16 protein-coding genes are annotated in these 18,622 nt (G+C 70.5%); 10 read left to right on the top strand and 6 right to left on the bottom strand.

All coding sequences use genetic code 11. From position 1 onward, the window contains the following. Positions 1-35 precede the first annotated feature (35 nt). Complete coding sequence (locus tag CWS50_RS00275; RefSeq protein ID WP_127841186.1) at positions 36-971, top strand: ACP S-malonyltransferase; 936 nt, start codon at positions 36-38, stop codon at positions 969-971. Between the two features lie 167 nt (positions 972-1,138). On the opposite strand, the gene CWS50_RS00270 is transcribed toward CWS50_RS00275, so the two are convergent. Continuing rightward, on the bottom strand, positions 1,139-1,642 hold the full coding sequence (locus CWS50_RS00270) for a GDSL-type esterase/lipase family protein (protein WP_206610424.1): 504 nt from the start codon (positions 1,640-1,642) through the stop codon (positions 1,139-1,141). Between the two features lie 1,006 nt (positions 1,643-2,648). Further along, positions 2,649-4,043 (bottom strand): amino acid permease, encoded by a 1,395-nt coding sequence (locus CWS50_RS00260; protein ID WP_127841183.1) that lies wholly within the window; start codon positions 4,041-4,043, stop codon positions 2,649-2,651. Between the two features lie 245 nt (positions 4,044-4,288). On the opposite strand from CWS50_RS00260, the gene CWS50_RS00255 reads away from it, so the two are divergent. The 7 genes from CWS50_RS00255 (at position 4,289) to CWS50_RS00225 (ending at position 12,666) form a co-directional block, all read left to right on the top strand. Beyond that, on the top strand, positions 4,289-5,869 hold the full coding sequence (locus tag CWS50_RS00255; protein ID WP_243118581.1) for a DUF2079 domain-containing protein: 1,581 nt from the start codon (positions 4,289-4,291) through the stop codon (positions 5,867-5,869). A 127-nt stretch (positions 5,870-5,996) separates the two neighbouring features. Then, entirely contained in the window at positions 5,997-6,944 is a 948-nt protein-coding gene (locus CWS50_RS00250) for an ROK family glucokinase (RefSeq protein ID WP_127841182.1), read from the top strand. A gap of 200 nt (positions 6,945-7,144) precedes the next feature. Next, positions 7,145-8,212 (top strand): iron-siderophore ABC transporter substrate-binding protein, encoded by a 1,068-nt coding sequence (locus CWS50_RS00245; protein WP_127841181.1) that lies wholly within the window; start codon positions 7,145-7,147, stop codon positions 8,210-8,212. After that, positions 8,209-9,354: a FecCD family ABC transporter permease gene (locus CWS50_RS00240; RefSeq protein WP_243118370.1), complete on the top strand. Its 1,146-nt coding sequence runs from the start codon at positions 8,209-8,211 to the stop codon at positions 9,352-9,354. The genes CWS50_RS00245 and CWS50_RS00240 overlap by 4 nt, the downstream gene beginning before the upstream one ends. Then, positions 9,351-10,496 (top strand): FecCD family ABC transporter permease, encoded by a 1,146-nt coding sequence (locus tag CWS50_RS00235; RefSeq protein WP_127841180.1) that lies wholly within the window; start codon positions 9,351-9,353, stop codon positions 10,494-10,496. Before CWS50_RS00240 ends, CWS50_RS00235 begins: the two co-directional genes overlap by 4 nt. Positions 10,497-10,615: 119 nt before the next feature. After that, entirely contained in the window at positions 10,616-11,614 is a 999-nt protein-coding gene (locus tag CWS50_RS00230) for an ABC transporter ATP-binding protein (RefSeq protein ID WP_423243499.1), read from the top strand. A gap of 101 nt (positions 11,615-11,715) precedes the next feature. Then, on the top strand, positions 11,716-12,666 hold the full coding sequence (locus CWS50_RS00225) for a siderophore-interacting protein (RefSeq protein ID WP_127843109.1): 951 nt from the start codon (positions 11,716-11,718) through the stop codon (positions 12,664-12,666). A gap of 125 nt (positions 12,667-12,791) precedes the next feature. On the opposite strand, the gene CWS50_RS00220 is transcribed toward CWS50_RS00225, so the two are convergent. From CWS50_RS00220 to CWS50_RS00210, 3 genes are read right to left on the bottom strand one after another with little or no spacing between them, the layout of a single operon-like run. Continuing rightward, positions 12,792-13,529: a hypothetical protein gene (locus tag CWS50_RS00220; RefSeq protein ID WP_127841178.1), complete on the bottom strand. Its 738-nt coding sequence runs from the start codon at positions 13,527-13,529 to the stop codon at positions 12,792-12,794. 2 nt (positions 13,530-13,531) lie between these two features. Beyond that, positions 13,532-14,305 carry an ABC transporter permease gene (locus CWS50_RS00215; RefSeq protein WP_127841177.1) on the bottom strand — a complete coding sequence of 258 codons (774 nt, stop codon included), beginning with the start codon at positions 14,303-14,305 and terminating at the stop codon, positions 13,532-13,534. Beyond that, entirely contained in the window at positions 14,302-15,009 is a 708-nt protein-coding gene (locus CWS50_RS00210) for an ABC transporter ATP-binding protein (RefSeq protein ID WP_127841176.1), read from the bottom strand. The genes CWS50_RS00215 and CWS50_RS00210 overlap by 4 nt, the downstream gene beginning before the upstream one ends. Before the next feature lie 504 nt (positions 15,010-15,513). Here CWS50_RS00210 and CWS50_RS00205 point away from each other — a divergent pair. Together CWS50_RS00205 and CWS50_RS00200 are read left to right on the top strand one after the other, a co-directional pair. Next, a complete protein-coding gene (locus CWS50_RS00205) occupies positions 15,514-16,404 on the top strand; it encodes a sensor histidine kinase (RefSeq protein WP_164860030.1) in 891 nt (296 codons plus the stop codon). Next, a complete protein-coding gene (locus CWS50_RS00200; RefSeq protein ID WP_127841174.1) occupies positions 16,401-17,060 on the top strand; it encodes a response regulator in 660 nt (219 codons plus the stop codon). The genes CWS50_RS00205 and CWS50_RS00200 overlap by 4 nt, the downstream gene beginning before the upstream one ends. Positions 17,061-17,131: 71 nt before the next feature. On the opposite strand, the gene CWS50_RS00195 is transcribed toward CWS50_RS00200, so the two are convergent. After that, positions 17,132-18,535, bottom strand: coding sequence for a hypothetical protein (locus CWS50_RS00195; RefSeq protein ID WP_206610423.1), 1,404 nt, complete (start codon positions 18,533-18,535; stop codon positions 17,132-17,134). Positions 18,536-18,622 lie beyond the last annotated feature (87 nt).

Raw genomic sequence — 18,622 nt, 5'->3', positions numbered from 1 at the left:
CATCGGTTTACTATGAGACGAACTGGAGATATTCAGTGAGATACGACTACATAGTAGCAGCGCCGGGACAGGGCTCTCAGAAGCCGGGGGTCCTTGACGGGTGGATGGACCGCTCCCGCACGGCACGACGTCAGGTGGAGGAGTGGTCGTCGCGCTGCGGCGTCAACCTGATCGAGGCCAGCCGCGACGACGAGAAGCTCAAGGACACAGCGTTTGCCCAGCCTGTGATCGTCGCAGCCTCCTTGCTGTCCGTGCGCCAGACGGTGCGGTACCTGGGTGCGTCGTCGGAGGCCATTCTCTTTGCGGGCCACTCGGTAGGGGAGCTGGCTGCCGCGGCGGCGGCGGGGTACATCACCGACGCCGACGCCGTGTCCCTGGCTTGTGTGCGAGGAGCAGCCATGTCGGCGGCGTGCACCGAGCCTCGTACCGGGATGGCGGCAGTCATGCCGACCCGGCGTGACCCCGCCTCTGATGAGGAGATCCAGCAGACCATCCACGACGCCGGACTGGAGATCGCCAACTGGAACGGGTGCCACCAGTACGTCGCCGCGGGCCGCTACGAGCGGATCACCGCCCTGGCGGAGCAGGAGCACGAGGGAGTCCGGGTGGTCACCCTCCCGGTGGCCGGAGCGTTCCACACCTCCACCATGGAGCCGGTCGTGACCGTGTTCGAGAAGGCCCTGAGTGACACGGAGTTCCGTGACGCGGGCACGGCACTGGTTGGCAACGGGGACGGCGAGGTCGTCACCACGGCGGCCGACGTACGCTCGCGCCTGCTGGCGCAGGTGACCTCACCGGTGCGCTGGGACCTGTGCATGCGCACGCTGAACAAGCAGGCGAAGGACGCCACCTTCATCGAGCTGGCACCCCGCGGCCCCCTGACCCGGCTCTACCGCGGGACCTACCCTGACACCACCTGCGTGCCCGTCAGCCGGCCGGAGGACCTGGCCGTCTTCAACATGCTGGGCTGAGGGCGGAGGCGGCACAGCGATGCGGGGGCAGAGTCCTCCGTGCGCAGGCCTCCGTGCGCAGGCCCCGTGCAAGGTTCTCCGCGCGCGAGCCTCCGCGCACAGGCCTTCAGCCCCCACGCCGGGGAGGGGCCGACCAGCCGCCTGGTCGGCCCCTCCCCGGTTTCCCGTCACCTGCCCTCAGGACGTCCCGACGGCAGGTCCGTGACGCATGGGAGGCTGCAGGTGCCCTCGCGCACCCCCGTGCCCCGCAGGGCGTCAATAGCGGAGCCGACCCTGGAGACAAGCTGCTCATCGGTGCTGCACGGGTCACGATCGCCTTGCTGCGCCCGGCTGAGGCACTCGCCCAGCACCTCGGCAAACCCCGTGTCGTTGCCGCCGACGGAGAAGGTCACCAGGTCCGTGTCCGCACTGAGGGCACCAAGCTGGGTCGGCTCGTCCCACGCGGTGTTGTCCTGGTAGAAGTCCCCGGTCCGGGCGCCGCTGCAGGCGCGGAAGACCAGCTCGGTCCCGGTGCACTGGGAGACCAGGTGAGCGTAGGCCGAGGTGGAGCGCTGGCACCTGTTGCCGCCCTCGACGTCGGTGCCCGGGGCAGGGAGCCACCCCGAAACCCGAGACGTAGGAGTCGCCGAGGGCCACGTAGGCCCCCTGCGGCGGGAGGAGGTCGCCGTCACTGGTGTCGGGCTGTACCGGCTGCCCGGCCGCAGATGCGGTCGTCTGTCCAGCCGCAGGTGCGGTCGCGGCAGGGAGAAGCACCATGGCCAAGATGGCCAGGACTGTCAGCAGTCCCGGCAGCGGGCGGGGCAGCACCGCACGAATGACTGTGCGGGCGGGTAGGCGGTACGCACGGGGCGACGTACCGGATGATGTGCGGATCGTTGCGGGGGTTACGGGGGTCGTGAGGGTCGTCGTGGCGGTCATGGTGCTCCTGTCGGCTCGCGTGTCAGAGAGAAGGCCGACGGATGGTGCCAGGTGGTTGAGTACTGAGGCGGGAGAAGCCGGAGCAGCAACACGGAGCACCGCAGAGCACCGCACGCGTGGAGCACGTGCCCGGTTCACCTGAGACCGCCCTGTCACCTACCTTAACCTCGCGGGTGAGACTCGTCTCCCAGAAGCGGCGAGGTGTGTGCCCCGCCGGGCCCGCCAGGGCCACCAGGCCCACCAGGCCCGCCAGGCCCGCCAGGGCCAAGAGTGTTGTCGATGTCAGGCTGTCACGTAGGGTGGAGCGGTGCGAGCCTGCACGACCCGCTTCAGGAGCAGGTGGATATCGTCCCGCCAGGATGGAGCCGCGTGAGCCAGGCTCACGAAACCCTGGTCAAGGCACGCTGGTAGGAGTTCCACCCGCACGGACGCGCTCCATCTCAGCCTGATTCACGCAAGCCCACTTTGCGCCCTTCCCGCTGGGACAGCATCGCTGATACGACTACTTCTACCCCACCCGGGCTATGTAAGAAACGACATAGCAGGCTGCCACGCCCCCGCCGGGGGACACGTGGCAGCCGGAGAAGACGGTCCTCGCGACCTCGGCCGCCACGCCCCCGCCGAGCGGGGGAGCTATTGCTGTTCCGGTTCCCGAAGGCCGCCGTCAAAACCACGCCCCCGCCGAGCGAGGGAGCTGTTGCCCGGGACTCCGGTTCCCAGCCGCACCCAGTCCCAGCGGAGTCTCACAACAGCCCCTGGCTAACGCCCCCGCCGTTGGCGCACCCACCAGGAGCCGCCCACTACCACGAACCACAGAGGCGAGATAAACACCGCCAGCCGGGTGTCGTCAGCCAGAGTCAGCGTCCACACCACGAACGCGAAGAAGCCCAGGGTCACCCAGGCCGCCACCCTGCCGCCAGGAAGTCGGAAGGCGCTTACGCGGTGGCGCTCGGCACGCAGCACCCGGAAACGCAGGTAGGACACCACGATGATCCCCCAGATGAAGAGGAACAGCACGCTGGCCACCGCGCTGACAATAGTGAAGGCCTCCATGACGGACTCCGACATGTAGAGCAGGGGGATGGAGGTCAGCAGCGCCGAGCAGGTGACCACCAGGGCCGCCCCGGGCACGGACCGTCCCGTCAGTCGCTGGAAGAGCCGGGGTGCCTGGCCCGCCCAGGACAGTCCGTACAGCATCCGGGAGGTGGAGTAGATACCCGAGTTCGCGCTGGAGGACGCGGCGGTCAGCACGACAAAGTTGACCACCCCGGCGGCTGCGGCCAGGCCCGCCAGGGAGAACATGGACACGAACGGGCTGGAGTCGGCGTCGACCTGGCGCCACGGAGTCACTGCCATGATGACCGTGAGCGCGCCCAGGTAGAAGAGGAGGATACGTACCGGGATGGCGTTGATCGCCCGGGGCAGGGTGATCGTGGGGTCCTTGGCCTCCGCCGCCGTCGTGCCCACCAGCTCGGTGCCGACAAAGGCGAAGACCGCGATCTGGAAGGCCATGGCGAAGCCGCTGAAGCCGTTGGGCATGAACCCCTCGCTCACGATGTTGCCCAGGGAGGCCTGCGCCCCGCTAGGCGAGGTGAAGCCGGTAACCACCATGACCAGGCCGACCACCACCAGTGCCATGATGGCCACGATCTTGATGGTGGAGAACCAGAACTCGATCTCGCCAAAGGCCCGCACCGTGGTCAGGTTGAGCCCCAGGAGCAGGGAGATGGTGGCCACCGGGGCCACCCACAGCGGCAGGTCCGGCCACCAGAAGGCGACGTAGCCTGCGATGACGACAACCTCGGCCACCGCCGTCACCAGCCAGCTGAAGTAGTAGGTCCACCCGGTCAGGTAGCCCGCCCACGGGCCAATCAGGTCGTGGGCGACGTCGGCGAAGGACTTGTAGCTCAGGTCGCTGAGCAGCACCTCTCCTAGCGCCCGCATGACCAGGAACATGACGGCGCCGATCAGGGCGTAGACGATGAGGACGCCGGGCCCGGCCAGGGAGATCGTCTTGCCCGAGCCCATGAACAGGCCGGTCCCGATCGCCCCGCCGATGGCGATAAGCTGGACGTGACGGTTGGACAGCCTCCGCTGCAGCTGGGGCTCCTCGGCAGGGTTCCAGGTCCCGGCCCCCTCAGTGGTGGTAGACATCGCGGCTCCTCACGCTTGCTGGATGCTGCTGGACGTGGGTACATGGTGGTGGGAACCTCGTAAGACAGGCTCTGGCCCACGAGGATCGAGGCAATGTAGTACAGGTAGGCTTCACAGCCGTGAAACCTACGGAGCGGGACCCCGGTCAGGAGTCGCTACCTGCGCCTGCGCGACGGCGCACCACGACCCTGCACAGCGTCCTGGCTGCGGCGGAGACCGCGGCCCGGGCCACGGCCCGCAGAGCCGTGAGCGCCCTCGTGCCCGCGCTGCCCACCGTCCTGCCCGCCGGCATCGTCGTCCTGGTCGGGTCGTGGGTCATGATCTCCTTCTCGGTGGCCCAGTGGCGCACCATGCAGGTCCCCAGCTGGGACCTGGCGATCTTCTCCGAGCTGGCCAAGGCCTACTCCCGCCTTGAGGCCCCCATCGTCCCTGTCAAGGCGGACGGCTACAACCTGCTGGGCGACCACTTCCACCCCATCCTGATCCTGCTGGGACCGGTGTGGCGCCTGTTCCCCTCCCCGCTGGCCCTGCTGGTGGTCCAGGACCTGCTGCTGGCCGTCTCCGCCTGGCCGCTGACCCGCCTGGCCGCACGCCTGACCAACCCCTGGGTGGGCGGCGCCCTGGGAGTGGTCTACGTGACCTCGTGGGGCCTCCAGGGGGCGGTGGCCGCCCAGTTCCACGAGGTGGCCCTGGCCGTGCCCATGCTGGCGTGGGCGTCAGCAGCCTTCGTGGAGCGCAGGTGGGCTGCTGTGGCAGCGTGGTCGGTACCGCTGGTCCTGGTCAAGGAGGACCTGGGGCTGACCGTCCTCGTGATCGGCCTGGTGACGGCGTGGACCGGCTGGCGCGAGCCGAACCCTGTCCGCCTGGTCGGCGGCCTGCGGGTCCACGCGCGCTCCCTGGGGCTGGGACTGGCGGTCTTCGGCCTCCTGGCTTTCCTGGTCACCACCCTGGTCCTGCTGCCGGCGCTCAACCCGGAGGGGGCCTGGGCCTACGGCCTGGGCTCACCTGACGGGGCCGACCCCTCCCAGGGCTCGCTCCTGGCCCGCCTGGTGACCCCGACGGTCAAGCTGGAGACGCTGGCAGTCCTGGTGGCGACCGGTGGCGTCATTGCCCTGCGCTCCCCGTGGGTACTGGTGGCTGCCCCCACCCTGGCGTGGCGGTTCCTGGGCTCGGTCGAGTTCTACTGGGAGTGGCGCAGCTGGCACTACAACGCCGTCCTCATCCCGATCGCCCTGGGTGCCCTGCTCGACGTCCTCGCGCGCCTGAGGGCCAGGGGAGCTGGGGCGTCACGCTCCCAGGCGCCGACCGCTCCGGGGACCTCGCGAGCGTCGGCACCTGCCGGGCAGCCGGAGCGGCTCGCGCCCCTCGGTCCGGACGACGGACCTCGCCGACTCACGGGTCACGGCTGGCGCACGGCGCCCGGGTGGGTGCGGGTGGTGGCAGCCGTGGGACTCCTCGTCCCCGTCATGACCGCCGCCCTCACCGCCCCGCACCTGCCCCTGTGGGCCATGACCCACGACGGCTTCGGGGAACCCTCGGAGCGCACCCGCACCGCGCAGCGGGTCATCGACACAGTCCGTGAGGGCGCGAGCGTGGAGACCGACCTGTCCCTGCTGGCCTACCTGGTCCCCAAGGCGGAGGTGTCCTGGGTGGGAACCAGTGAGTCAGACAAGGACTACGTCATCGTGGACCAGTGGTCCTCGGCCTGGGGAGGCAACCCTCCCGCCGACGCGGCCCAGTGGGCTGAGGAGACCTCCACGGAGGGGTCCTCCTACGAGCTGGTCCTGGAGGCTGACGGCTTCCAGGTGGCCAGACGCGTCTCCTGAGCACCTGGCTGCGTCCACGGCAGGCGGCAGCACCCGGGGGCGGGCTAGGATCCTCCCGTCTGGTCAACGGGTGACCGGCCTCTGGTCACCCTGCAGCACGCAGGGAGCGCGGGAAAGGGCAGGAAGCATGACGCTGGGTATCGGTGTGGACGTCGGCGGGACCAAGATCGCGGCGGGTGTCGTGGACGAGGACGGCACCGTCCTGGCGACAGTACGCGAGAGCTCCCCGGCAACGGACCGTCAGGCGATCATTGACACGATCACCAGGGCTGTCCGTGGCCTCAGGCAGGACTTCCCGGAGGTCGCCACCGTCGGTGTCGGGGCAGCGGGCTTCGTGGCTGCCGACCGCAACACGATGGCTCACGGCACCAACCTGGACTGGACCGGCATGCGGATCGCTGACGCCGTCTCCCAGGGCACGGGCCTGCCCGCCGTGGTGGAGAACGACGCCAACGCCTTCGGCTGGGCAGAGTTCAGGTTCGGGGCCGCTCGGGGCCGCGACAGCGCCCTGGTGGTCGCCATCGGCACTGGTGTGGGCGGCGCCGTCATCGCCGACGGCCGCCTGGTGCGCGGAGCGGCGGGCTTCGCCGCAGAGATCGGCCACATCAACGTGGTCCCAGACGGCCGCCCCTGCGGATGCGGCCTGTACGGGTGCCTGGAGCGCTACGCCTCGGGCACTGCCCTGGGTGTCAACGGCTGGGAGCTGGCCAAGGTCCGGCCCGCCTACACCGCCCGCATCATCGAGCTCTCCGGCGGGGACGCCGAGCGCATCTCCGGCAAGGCGGTCACGGCGGCCGCCCGTGAGGGCGACCCGGCCGCCCTGGAGTGCTACGCCCGGCTCGCCCACTGGCTGGGGGTGGGGCTTGCCGACCTGTGCGCGGTGCTGGACCCGGAGGTCATCGTCATCTCCGGGGGCCTGTCCGAGGCCGGGGACATCCTCCTGGACCCGGCACGCAGGGCCTTCACGGACAACCTCACCGCAGGGCACCACCGCCCTGAGATCCCTGTGGTCCTGGGCCAGGGCGGCCAGGAGGGCGGGCTCGTGGGGGCTGCGGACCTGGCCCGCCAGCCCTGAGGGCATCGGCCGCAGGTCGTGGGTGCCGCCTCGTAGACCAGGAGCACCCCCGGGGGCACAGGTCCCGTCGCCCCCCGCCACCTGCACGCGAGGGACGTGCGCTGTCGCACGGTCCCCCACCTTGTTAGGCAAGCCTTTGCTGGGATACTCTCCCGTACCGGTACTGACTTCGGTACCAGATACCCAGAGAGTGAGGTCCCGTGTCTGTCTCGCGCAAGTCGTTCCTTGTCAGTGCTGCCGTCCTGCCCGCAGGCGCCCTCCTGGCAGCGTGTTCCGGCTCCGCCACCAGAGGCTCCGGGGACGGCGCGTCCTCCAGCGGCTCGGCGGAGTCGGCGGAGACCATCACTGTGGAGCACGCCTTCGGGACCACCGAGGTCCCCACTGGTGTCACCCGCGTGGCCACCATCCAGTGGGCCAACCAGGACGTGCCCCTGGCCCTGGGGGTCATGCCCGTGGGCTTCACCGAGCAGACTTGGGGGGTTGAGGACGGGTCCGGCATGCTCCCGTGGACCAAGCAGAAGGTGGGCGAGCTCGTCGCCGAGGGTGCCAAGGAGCCCACGCTCTTCACCGAGAGTGACGACCTGGACATGGCCGCCATCGAGAAGACGCAGCCGGAGGTCATCCTGGCCGCCTACTCGGGCATCGACGAGGACCAGTACAACCAGCTCAGCGAGATCGCGCCCACGGTCGCCTTCCCAACCGCTGCCTGGAGCACCCCGTGGCGGGAGCTGATCACCATGAACGCCACCGCGATCGGCAGGCAGTCTGAGGGTGAGGCCCTGGTCACCCAGCTGGAGGAGACGATCGAGGCCGAGGTCGCCAAGCACCCCCAGCTGGCGGGCAAGACGGCCGCCTTCTTCTACCAGAACGAGCAGAACAGCTCCATCGGCTTCTACACCACGGCCGACCCGCGCGCCGCTTTTCTGACCGACCTGGGCATGGAGGTCCCGGAGTCGGTCAGGCAGGTCTCCGAGGGCTCAGAGGAGTTCTCCTACGACCTGTCGGCGGAGAACGCGGACCAGGTCTCCGACGTCGACGTCATTGTCATGTACGGGGAGGACTCTGACCTGGAGGAGCTCCAGTCCGACCCTCTTGTCGGGACGATTCCCGCCGTCAGGAACGGGGCCGTCGCCCTTATCGGCGCCGACGGCCCCCTGGCGGCCTCGGCCAACCCCGGCCCGCTGTCCATCCCCTGGGGAATCACCGAGTACGTCACGCGGATCGCCGACGCTGCGGACGCAGCAGACACAGCGGACAAGGCCCAGTGACGCCCGCCCCCGCTCCCCCCGGTGGGGCCGCCGATCCTGGCGGGGCTGCCGGAGGCCGGGACGGGTCACCCGCCGCCCAGCCTGCTGCCCGTCCTGCCGGGCTGCCTGCCGCTGCGTCCTTCCCGGAGGTCCGCACGACCCCTGCCACGGGGCGCAGGCGCCACCTGGTCGCCCTGGCCACCCTCCTGGTGCTCCTGGGCGTCGCTGTTGTGTGCTCTGTCGTCCTCGGGGCCAGGGTGGTCAGCCTGGCGGAGGTCCTCAGCGGGCTGCGCGGCGACGGCTCCGAGATCGGGGCACTGGCGGTGGAGCAGCGTGTGCCGCGCACGGCCACGGCACTCCTGGCCGGGGCCTGCCTGGGGCTGTCCGGCGCCCTCATGCAGGCGGTGACCCGCAACCCGATCGCCGACCCGGGCATCCTGGGTGTCAACACGGGGGCCTCTCTGGCCATGGTAAGCGGCATCGCCTTCCTGGGGACCCGGTCCCTGTCCCAGCAGCTGTGGCTGGCCCTGGCCGGGGGGCTGCTGACTGCCGTCTTCGTCTACGCGGTGGGCTCGGTCGGCCCGGGAGGGAGCACCCCTGTCAAGCTGGCGCTGGCCGGGGTGGCCACCACTGCGGCGCTGTCAGCCGCCGTCAGCGCCATCATGCTGCCACGCGCCCAGGGGTTGGACAGCTTCCGCTTCTGGCAGGTGGGCGGTCTGGGGCGGGGCAGCTGGGAGTCCCTGTCCGCTGTCGCCCCCTTTGTGGCCGTGGCCGCCGTGCTGAGCCTCCTGGTGGCACGCCCCCTCAACTCCCTGGCGCTGGGTGAGGAGGTGGCGGTGGGACTGGGGGTCCGGGTCGGGCAGACCCGGCTCCTGGCCGCCGGGGCCGGGGTGCTGCTGGGCTCGGCGGTCACGGCGGTGGCGGGGCCGATCAGCTTTACCGGCCTCATGGTGCCCCACGCCGTGCGCATGCTCTGCGGCCCCGACCACCGCTGGCTCCTGCCCTTGTCCGCCCTGGGAGGTGCCGTCCTGCTGACTGCGGCCGACGTCGTGGGGCGGGTCCTTATCCGCCCCAGCGAGGTTCCTGTCGGGGTCATCACTGCCTTCGTCGGCGCACCGGTCCTCATCGCCATCGCCCGGAGCGCGAAGGTGCGGCAGCTGTGAAGACCGCTGTCACCAGACCTACAGGCGCCCACGCCCCAACAGGCGGCACCGGAGGGGCTGCCACAACCCGCCTCCCCGGCCCGCCCGCCACCGCTGGGACCTGCCCCGACCTCCCCCAGCCGGGCTTTACCCTGGCAGGGCAGCGTGCCCGCACCCGCCGCTACCTCACCGTCACCGTGGCACTGTCCGGCCTGGTTGCTGCCCTGTGGTGGGTCACGCTCAGCTACAACGACGGCTGGTACGCCCCTGAGAACATTATCGCCGTCATGCGCGGGGAGACCGTGCCAGGCGTCACCTTCACCGTCAGACGCCTTCAACTGCCGCGCGCCCTGGTGGGTCTCATGGTGGGACTCGCCTTCGGGATGGCGGGCACCACGTCACAGACGATGCTGCGCAACCCGCTGGCCAGCCCTGACATCATCGGGATCACCTCGGGGGCCTCCGCCTCCGCGGTCTTCGCCATCCTGGTGCTGGGCTGGTCCGGCACCGGCGTCAGCGTCCTGGCTATCATCTGCGGCCTGGCCACCGCCGTGGTCATTTACCTGCTGTCCGGCTCCGGCAGCGCCCAGGGCGGGCGGCTCATCCTCATCGGGATCGGGGTGTCCTCCATGTTCACCTCTCTCATCGCCTACCTCCAGCTGCGGGCCAGCATCTATGACGTCGCCGATGCCCTGCGCTGGCTCTCCGGCTCCCTGGGCTCCCCCACCTGGCAGCAGGTCAGGCTGTTGGCCGTCGCCCTGGCGGTGTGCGGCACGCTTCTACTCGTCATCGCCAGGGACCTGGGCCCCCTGACCCTGGGCGAGGAGGCCGCCACAGGCCTGGGAGTGCCCGTGGACCGTACCAGGCTGGCGCTTATCCTCATGATGGTCGCCCTGTCAGCCTTCGCGACCTCGGTCACCGGGCCGATCGCCTTTGTCTCCTTCCTGGCCGGTCCTGTCGCCGCCCGGCTTGTGGGGCGAACCAGCCGCACCCTCCTGGTCCCGGCGGCACTCACGGGGGCCGCCATCGTGCTGGGAGGCGACCTCGTGGGCCGCTACCTCATGCCGACCGTCCTGCCGGTCGGGGTGGTCACCGGGCTGGTGGGCGCCCCCTACCTCATCCTCCAGCTGTTCCGGACCAACCGCCGGGGAGGCTCCGCATGACCCATGACTCTCCTGACACCCCCGAGACTCCTGGCACCACTGACACCCCTGAGGCTACCGGCACCCCTGAGACCGCTGAGGGTGCCACCTCCCCGCCCCACAGTCTGGCCGGGTCGGCTGTGCCCGCGCAGGCCGCAGCCGGGACGACTGCGGGCGCCACGACCCGCGCCCACCTGACCACCCAGGCGCTGCGCGCGGGCTACGGCAGACGGGTCGTCGTCCACGACGTGGACGTGAACGTGCCCAGCGGGAGGATCACCGTCATCATCGGGGCCAACGCCTGTGGCAAGTCCACCCTGCTCAAGACGATGGCGCGCGTCCTGGCCCCGATGTCGGGCCGTGTCCTGCTGGACGGCAGGAGCATCAGCACCATCCCCACCCGGAGGCTGGCCACCCGGCTGGGCCTGCTGCCCCAGCAGCCGATCGCCCCGGAGGGCATCACGGTGGCCGACCTGGTAGGGCGCGGGCGCCACCCCCACCAGCCCGCCTTCTCCCTGAGGCTCTCCCCGACCTCGGCCACCGACCGCCGTGTGGTGGAGGAGTCCCTGCTGGCCACCCGCACCGCCGAGCTGGCCGACCGCAGCATCGACGAGCTCTCCGGGGGGCAGCGCCAGCGGGTGTGGATCGCCATGGCCCTGGCCCAGCGCACCGACGTGCTGCTCCTGGACGAGCCCACGACCTTCCTGGACCTGGCCCATCAGGTGGAGGTCCTGGACCTGCTGACCGACCTCAACCGGGAGCGCGGCACCACCGTCGTCATGGTGCTGCACGACGTCAACCTGGCCGCCCGCTACGCCGACCACGTCATCGCCATGAAGGAGGGGCGCGTGGTAGCCGCTGGTGAGCCGGACACGATCATTGACGCCGCCCTGGTCCGCGAGGTCCTGGGCCTTCAGGCCGAGGTCATCACCGACCCGGTCTCCGGCACCCCCCTGGTCCTGCCCCGGGGGCGCCACCACGTGCGCGGATACGGGGCGGTCAGAGGCACCAGTGGGCAGGACACCGATACGGAACCGGCCGAACCCGCCAGCCCAGCCGGGCAGACCGGTGCGCTCAGGACGGGGGTGCCCGCAGCCGACTCCCCCGGTGAGAACCGCAGCGCGGGAGGCAGGACGTGAGCCCGTCGGCCACCCGGGGGGTACCGGGCAGCACCGCCGTACGCCGTCCCTTCCGCTTCTTCCACGTCCAGGTGGCGGCGGTGCGCGACCTCACCCCCCACATGCGACGCGTCACCTTCACCGGTCCAGACCTGGGAGACTTCGCTGATCCTGGTTGGGACCAGCGCATCAAGCTGGTGCTGCCCGCCCCGGCCTCAGGCTACAAGCACCTGCCCACGGGGCAGGACTGGTACCGCGAGTGGCGGGCACTGCCGCAGGAGCACCGCCCCCCGATCCGCACCTACACCACCCGGGCCGTGCGCCCCGGTGCGGGAGCGGGACGGGCCGAAGTGAACGCCGAGGTGGACGTGGACATGGTGGTCCACGCCGCGCCACCCACCCTGGCCGGGCGGCAGGACTCAACCGTACCGCCCACACAGCCCGGGTCCGCGTCGCAGGACTCCACCGGATGGCAGGCTGCGGTCGGCCCCGCCGCCCGCTGGGTCGCCTCCGCAGCCGTGGGCAGCGAGGTGGTGCTCCTGGGGCCGGACCGGGGCTGGGCGGGGGAGCCTGGGGGCGTGGGCTTTGTGCCGCCACCGGTCACCGAGCGCTTCCTGCTGGGCGGGGACGAGACGGCGGCCCCGGCCATCGCCCGCATCCTGGAAGACCTTCCCACCACCGCGCGCGGGGTCGCCGTGGTCGAGCTGCCCACCGAGGCAGACACGACCTACCTGCCCACCCACCCGGGCATTGAGGTGCGGGCAGCAGGGCGGGAGGGCCGCCCCCACGGCAGGGCGCTCGTGGAGGGCGTGCGCGCCGCAGCTGGTGAGCTCTGCCCTCCTGGCCGTCCCCAGGAGGTGGAGGAGGTCGATGTGGATACCGGACTGCTGTGGGAGGTGCCCCGCACCGCCCGGGGCGGGGCCGCCCTGCAGCGCACCACCCTGTACGCCTGGCTGGCCGGGGAGGCCACAGCCGTGCGCGCCACGCGCCGACACCTCGTGTCCGAGCTCGGCATCGACCGGCGCAGCGTGGCCTTCATGGGCTACTGGCGCCAGGGCAGGGCCGAGGGGTGAGCAAATGGGCAGGCACCACAACGGCCAACAGAGCAACGCAACCAGCCCACGGCACACGGCACCAGGCCCCGAGCACACACCACCCAACCGCACCACATTCGCACCTCAGCTAACGGGGCTGGCTGTCAACCGTCACCCAGGCAGAACCTTCCTGCTCCGGCAGCACTGGTCACGACGACCCAGGCCGACAGAGCAGCCATGGTGGCTGCGGCTCCTGGCGGTCGCGTCGTGGTCAGGAGCAGCTCGTCTCCAAGACGAGTCGGAAGCCACTGGCTCCAGCTGACGACGGGAGTCAGCACAAGGGGTGCTATCACCAGCAGCATCAGTGCTGTGGCCAGCCCTCCAGCGGTACTGCGCGCCAGAAGACCCCAGGGAAAAGAAAGCAGGGACACCACCACCAGGTACATCGCGCCGCGCAGCACAAGGGGCCACACCCTCGCCTCGGAAGCCAGGCCCATCACGCCGCGCAGGACAAGGGGCCACACCCTCGCCTGGGAGGCCAGGTCCATCGCGCCAGCCGCGACAGCCATCGAGACCAGCGACAGGCCGGTCGCCAGCAGGACCAGGCTGACGTACTTGGCTGCCAGAAGACTCACCCGCCTCGGCACCGCTGTCATCGAGGTCCTTACCTCACCACCCTGGTACTCGCTGGAACCAGCCAGCACCCCCAGGGTCATGGTCCCGTAGGCGAGGTAGTCAGGCACCATCAGGAAGGCATCAATGTCGGTAGCCATCATCGAGTCCACCGAGCGGCTGGCCAGCACCAGCGCCACCACCAGCGCCAGTGCGAGCGTGGCCGTGACGGTGAGCCACGTGTAGGGAAGGGTGGCCGCCTTCCTCATCTCTGCCCCTAACACGTCCATGGCTAGGCGTCCCTTCCTACCCAGCACCAGGACGTGACCGCCACGGCCCCGGCAGCCCATCCGGCGCACACGACCGCAGCCGGACCCGGGTCCAGTGCGGCTGAGACAGGCGGAGTCACCAGGAACGTGCTGATCGCCGCCGTGTCCGGCAGGTAGCGGGCCCAGTCCGTGACAAGGGAGATGAGGAGGCTGAGGGACACGACCGAGCTGTTGGTCACCAGGAGCACCAGCGACAGGACACCGTTGCGGGTCACGGCGGTGAGAGTCAGGGACAGTATCGCCGTCGTCACCCAGCTGAGGAGGACTCCGGCCATGCGCCTCACGGGGTCGTGGTCCAGCGCGGTCGCGTACGGGCCCAGGAGCCGGTCCGACAGGAGCACTGCCGCCGGAATGGCAGCGGCAGCAAGTAGCGTCGTCCACGACACGAGTGCGAGCAGCTTGGCGGCGACGAGCCGACCCCGCCGGGGTGTGGCAGCCATGGTGGTTGACACCTGCCTTGTCCGCCCCCTGCTCTGCGCTGTTCTGGCGTACTCGCTCGACATCGCCACGACACCGAGCACGACGATCCCGACTGTCCCGTACACCAGGGAGCCGAACCCGGCGTCAACGGTGGAGGTGTCAAGCAGCTCCCCGGTGTCACCGGTGCTCAGCGCCCGGCGTAGGGTGCTGGCGTTCAGGGACGCCAGCACCGCCGGAACACCCACGGCGAGGGCCGAGGCCAGCCACACTGACGGAAGCGTGGCCAGCTTCAGGAGCTCGGCCAGGACCAGCCTCACCGCACTACCGCCTTCTGGGTGTGCGCAAAGAAGGCGTCCTCAAGGTTGCGGTACCCCTGGGTCACCTCGGCGAGCGTCCCGGTCGCCGTGATGCGGCCTTCCGATATCACGGCGACGTCGTCGGCTATCTCAGCCAGCTCGCTCATCAGGTGGCTCGACAGCAGGACCGTGCCCCCCATGTCCGCGTGGCTGCGCAGGAGCCTGCGGATCCATCGGACCCCCTCCGGGTCGAGCCCGTTGACAGGCTCGTCCAGCACCAGGTACTCCGGCTCGCCCAGCAGGGCGGTAGCCAGCCCCAGGCGCTGGCCCATCCCCAGGGAGTAGGTCCCCACACGTCGCCGGGCAGCGTCAGCAAGCCCCACCTGCTCAAGCACTTCGTTGACGCGCCGCCGGGGAATCCTGTTGCTTGCTGCAACCCACCCCAGGTGCGCACGGGCCATACGCATAGGGTGGGCGCCAGCGCCGTCGAGCATGGACCCCACCCGGGTGAGCGGGTGCCGGATACTCCGGTAGCGGTGACCGGCTATCGTGGAGGTTCCCGACTGCGGCCTGTCGAGCCCCAGCAGGATGCGCAGCGTCGAGGACTTCCCCGAGCCGTTGGGGCCGACAAACCCGGTCACCCGCCCGCTCCGGGCGGAGAAGGACACGCCGTGGAGAACGGTCCGGTCTCCGTGCCGCTTGACGACGTCGTGGACGTTGATCATGGCTTGAGACTGGCACGGCGCGGCCCGGGGCACCATGGGCCTACGGGCTGATATGTGGCGCCTGCTGGCCCCTGGGGCTGAGAGAGCTCGCTGCCACCTCATGTAGGTTGCACATCTTCGGGGCCTGGTGGTCACAGGAGTGAGGGGGCGGCCTGTCTGTCGAGGCCGACCCAGGCCCGGAGATCCGCGTGCTTCTGCGGATTGCGCCGGGTTCAGCGCGCTGGGAGCCAAGGCCGCCCCTCCCGGCCCCCTGGCCCCACAGACCCCATGATGTGCAGCAGCCTGGTTGCTGCACATCATGGGGCTGGTGCCGGTGCCCGGCCCAGGTGGGGACTGGTCCGCCTCCCGCAGAACCACGCGGAACCCGGTACCTTACCGCTCCAGAGGCACAGTCGGCAGCCGTCCCAAGATGTGCAGCCCACCCAGCACCCGGCCCTGGCAGGCACCCACAATGAGCCTCACCGGGGCCTTGCCCACGCTCTGCCTGAGACATACCCTCATACCATGGCCCGTACTACACCCCACGGAGTCTGCGCCCTTGTCACTGCCTGTCTCGCAGTGGCCGGTGTGGTCACGACCGGCCCCGCTACCGGCTCAGAGCACTACGCCCCGCTGGTGCTGCTGGCACTCCCGGCAGCACTCGTGTGGGCGGCAGCCGTGCGCAGCCGGGACCGCTCGCGCTTCTACCGTCGCCTGCGTGAGCAGGCGGTGGCGCAGGCGACCCACCGCGAGCGCCTGCGCCTGGCCGAGCACCTACACGGCCTGGTCTCGCACCGCCTGGCTGCGATTACCCTGCAGGCCAGCACAGAGCCGATGCTGGACGAGGCCACGGCCCGGCGCGCGCTGCGCGACATCGAGGACAACGGCCGCGCCGCCACCGCAGACATGCGAGACCTGCTCACGGCGCTACGCAGCCCCTGCACAGAGTCACTAGCCTCGCCTCCCAGGTCGGCCCCTGCGCTGCCTGAGGTGCTGACCTGGGCACGGTCCACGAGCCTAGAGGTCACAGTGACAGGCGCGACCGCAGACATCGTGCCAGTCCACACCCCGGAGGCGGGTGAGACGATCGCCGCTGTCGTCCAAGAGGCCCTGGCCAACGTGGCCCGGCACGCCGGTGGCGCACGGGTGCACGTGCAGCTGGGCCGGGGCGAGGACTGCGTCTGGACGGTTGTCGACAACGACGCACCTGCCCCGGACCACCAGGCAGTCCCGGGAGCGGGCACCGGGCTGGAGGCCCTACAGGGCCGCTGCGCCGCCCTGGGCGGCAGGCTCACCGCCTCTCCGACTGCGGACGGCTTCCGGGTGGAGGCCAGGCTCCCCGACCTCCAGCCCCCGGGCACTCCCCTCCCGGTCTCCGGGCTCCCAAGCCCTCAGCCGGAGCAGCCAATACCGTGAGCGCCCCCGTCCGCGTCCTGGTGGTTGACGACCAGAGGCTCCTGCGGCGCTCCCTGGTGACGATCCTGGACGCCGCCGCAGACGTCGAGGTCGTCGGCGAGGCTGATAACGGGACGAGTGGCGTAGCTGTCGCCCGTGCCGTGCGCCCCGACGTCGTCCTCATGGACATCCGCATGCCCGCAGGGCTGGATGGCATCGCGGCCACGGAGGCGATCTGCTCCGACCCCGGCCTGGGCGGCACCAGGGTGTGCGTCCTGACGGTGTTTGAGGAGGACGCCTACGTGTTCCGTGCGCTCCAGGCCTGTGCGTCAGGCTACCTGCTCAAGGACACCCCGCCGGAGGGGGTGGTCCAGGCGGTGCGTGCCGTTCACGCTGGCGGCTCGCTCCTGTCACCCGGTGTGCTGGCCACCGTGGTGGCCCACGCGCCTTCAGGCGGGCGCGGGCCGACTCAGTTGGAGGGCCTCACGCCCCGCCAGACCGAGGTGCTGCGGCTCGTAGCCTCTGGGCTGTCCAACCAGGAGATTGAGGAGCGCCTGAACGTGTCCCACTCCACCCTGAAGACGCACATGGGTGCCCTCCTGCGCCGCCTGGGTGCGCGCGACCGGGCCCAGCTGGTCATCGCCGCCTACGAGGGCGGTCTCATGGGCTCAGGCTGACGGGTGCCTCCTGTCAGGCGGCCCGCCCCACCGCCCCGGCAGCACCCGGCCCAACCCGGCCCACAGCCGCCTCAGCCCACACTGACCTCGCCGGAGGTGGTGCCGGTGGCCTGGCCCCCGTTGGTCACCGTCACGGTGATGGAGGAGGTGTCCCCGGCGGTGAGCGCGCCGTCGGAGACCGTGTCGTCCAGGGTGAGGGTGAGAGTGCCCCCGTTGGACCCCGACTGCCCCCAGCGGTCCTCCTCGGCGGTGGCCAGACCACCCGGAGTGCTGAGCGTGCAGGAGGTCAGGGTGGCCTCGGCGGTCGTGTTGGTGACGTAGAGGACCGGCACGTCCTGGGTGCAGGTGAGCTCGACGTCACTCATCTCCAGGGCAGAGACCTCGGTGGCGGCCTCGGCGTCGGCCGCGTCCCCGGACATGGACTGATAGAGCATGACGCCCGCTCGGGTGGAGCCGGTAGTCAGTGTCGAGCCGGAGACCGTGGCCTGGTTCCTCCCCTCCACGACCACGGCCTGCGCTCCGGTGGCCTGGCCGGTCAGCCCGCTGACGGTGATCGCCCCTGTGGAGTAGATAAGGGGTGAGCCGTCACCAGCGGTGGTGAAGGTGTTGGTGCCCTCCACCGTCACCGTGGCGTTGCCACGATCGGTGGCCACGGCCGCGCAGTGGGCACCTGTGGTGTCAATGGTGAGGTCGGAGCCGGCGATGGTGCCCTGGTAGGTGGCGTGCAACCCACGGGCGGACTCCCCGATGGTAGTGATGGCGCACGCAGTGACGTATACCTGGGCGGAGTCGGTGGCCACGACGGCGTTAGAACCCGATGACGTCGTCTTGATCGTGGTCTCGGCAACGGTGGCGCTGGAGTCCTCCCCGACCACGACGACGGCGGAGTTGAGCCCGTAGAAGCTGTAGGCGTCGTCCACGCCCCTGTCGTTGCTGGAGGTGGCGTCGCCGGACTTGGTCACTGCGGCGTTGGTCAGGGTGAGACTGCCCCCGTTGACCACGAGGAACACGGCCTGGTCAGGTTCGGTGGACTCCCAGGTGCCGCCGTCAATGGTGGCCTGGGTGCCGTCAACGACATAGGCGCCAGCCAGGTCAACGGTCTTGTCGCCGACGGTGCCCGACCAGCTACCAGCGCTCAGGGCGGTGTTGTCCGCAGCGGGCTCGTGGTACTCGGGGCCGGTGGCTGATGAGGCGCCCGCCGAGGTGGTCCCAGTGGTGCCGTCGGCGGTCGCAGGTGCCGAGAGCACCGGAGCCGCGCTCCGCCCGGGGGCACCCGTGGAGCCCTGGCAGGCGGCCAATCCTGCGATGAGCCCCAGGCCGACCCCTGATGCCAGGAAGGAACGGCGGTGGGGGCTGACTTGCAGCAGGCCGAGCCCTGAGGCTGGCTCCCGGTCACCTCCCCCGCTTGTGGTGCGGCCGGTGGTGCTCCCACCACGGCCGTCACCGGGTACAGGGGTCACAGAACGGGTCGTCATCAGGGCTCCTGGCTGGTTGCTGCTGGGGGCTGCCTCCGCCGCAGCGGCGGAGCCAGCCATGCTGTCAGCCCACAGTCTGTCCGTCCC

The sequence above is a fragment of the Actinomyces wuliandei genome, from assembly GCF_004010955.1.
GTDB classification, from domain to species: Bacteria; Actinomycetota; Actinomycetes; order Actinomycetales; family Actinomycetaceae; genus Actinomyces; species Actinomyces wuliandei.
This window is presented reverse-complemented; position numbering and strand designations above follow the sequence as displayed.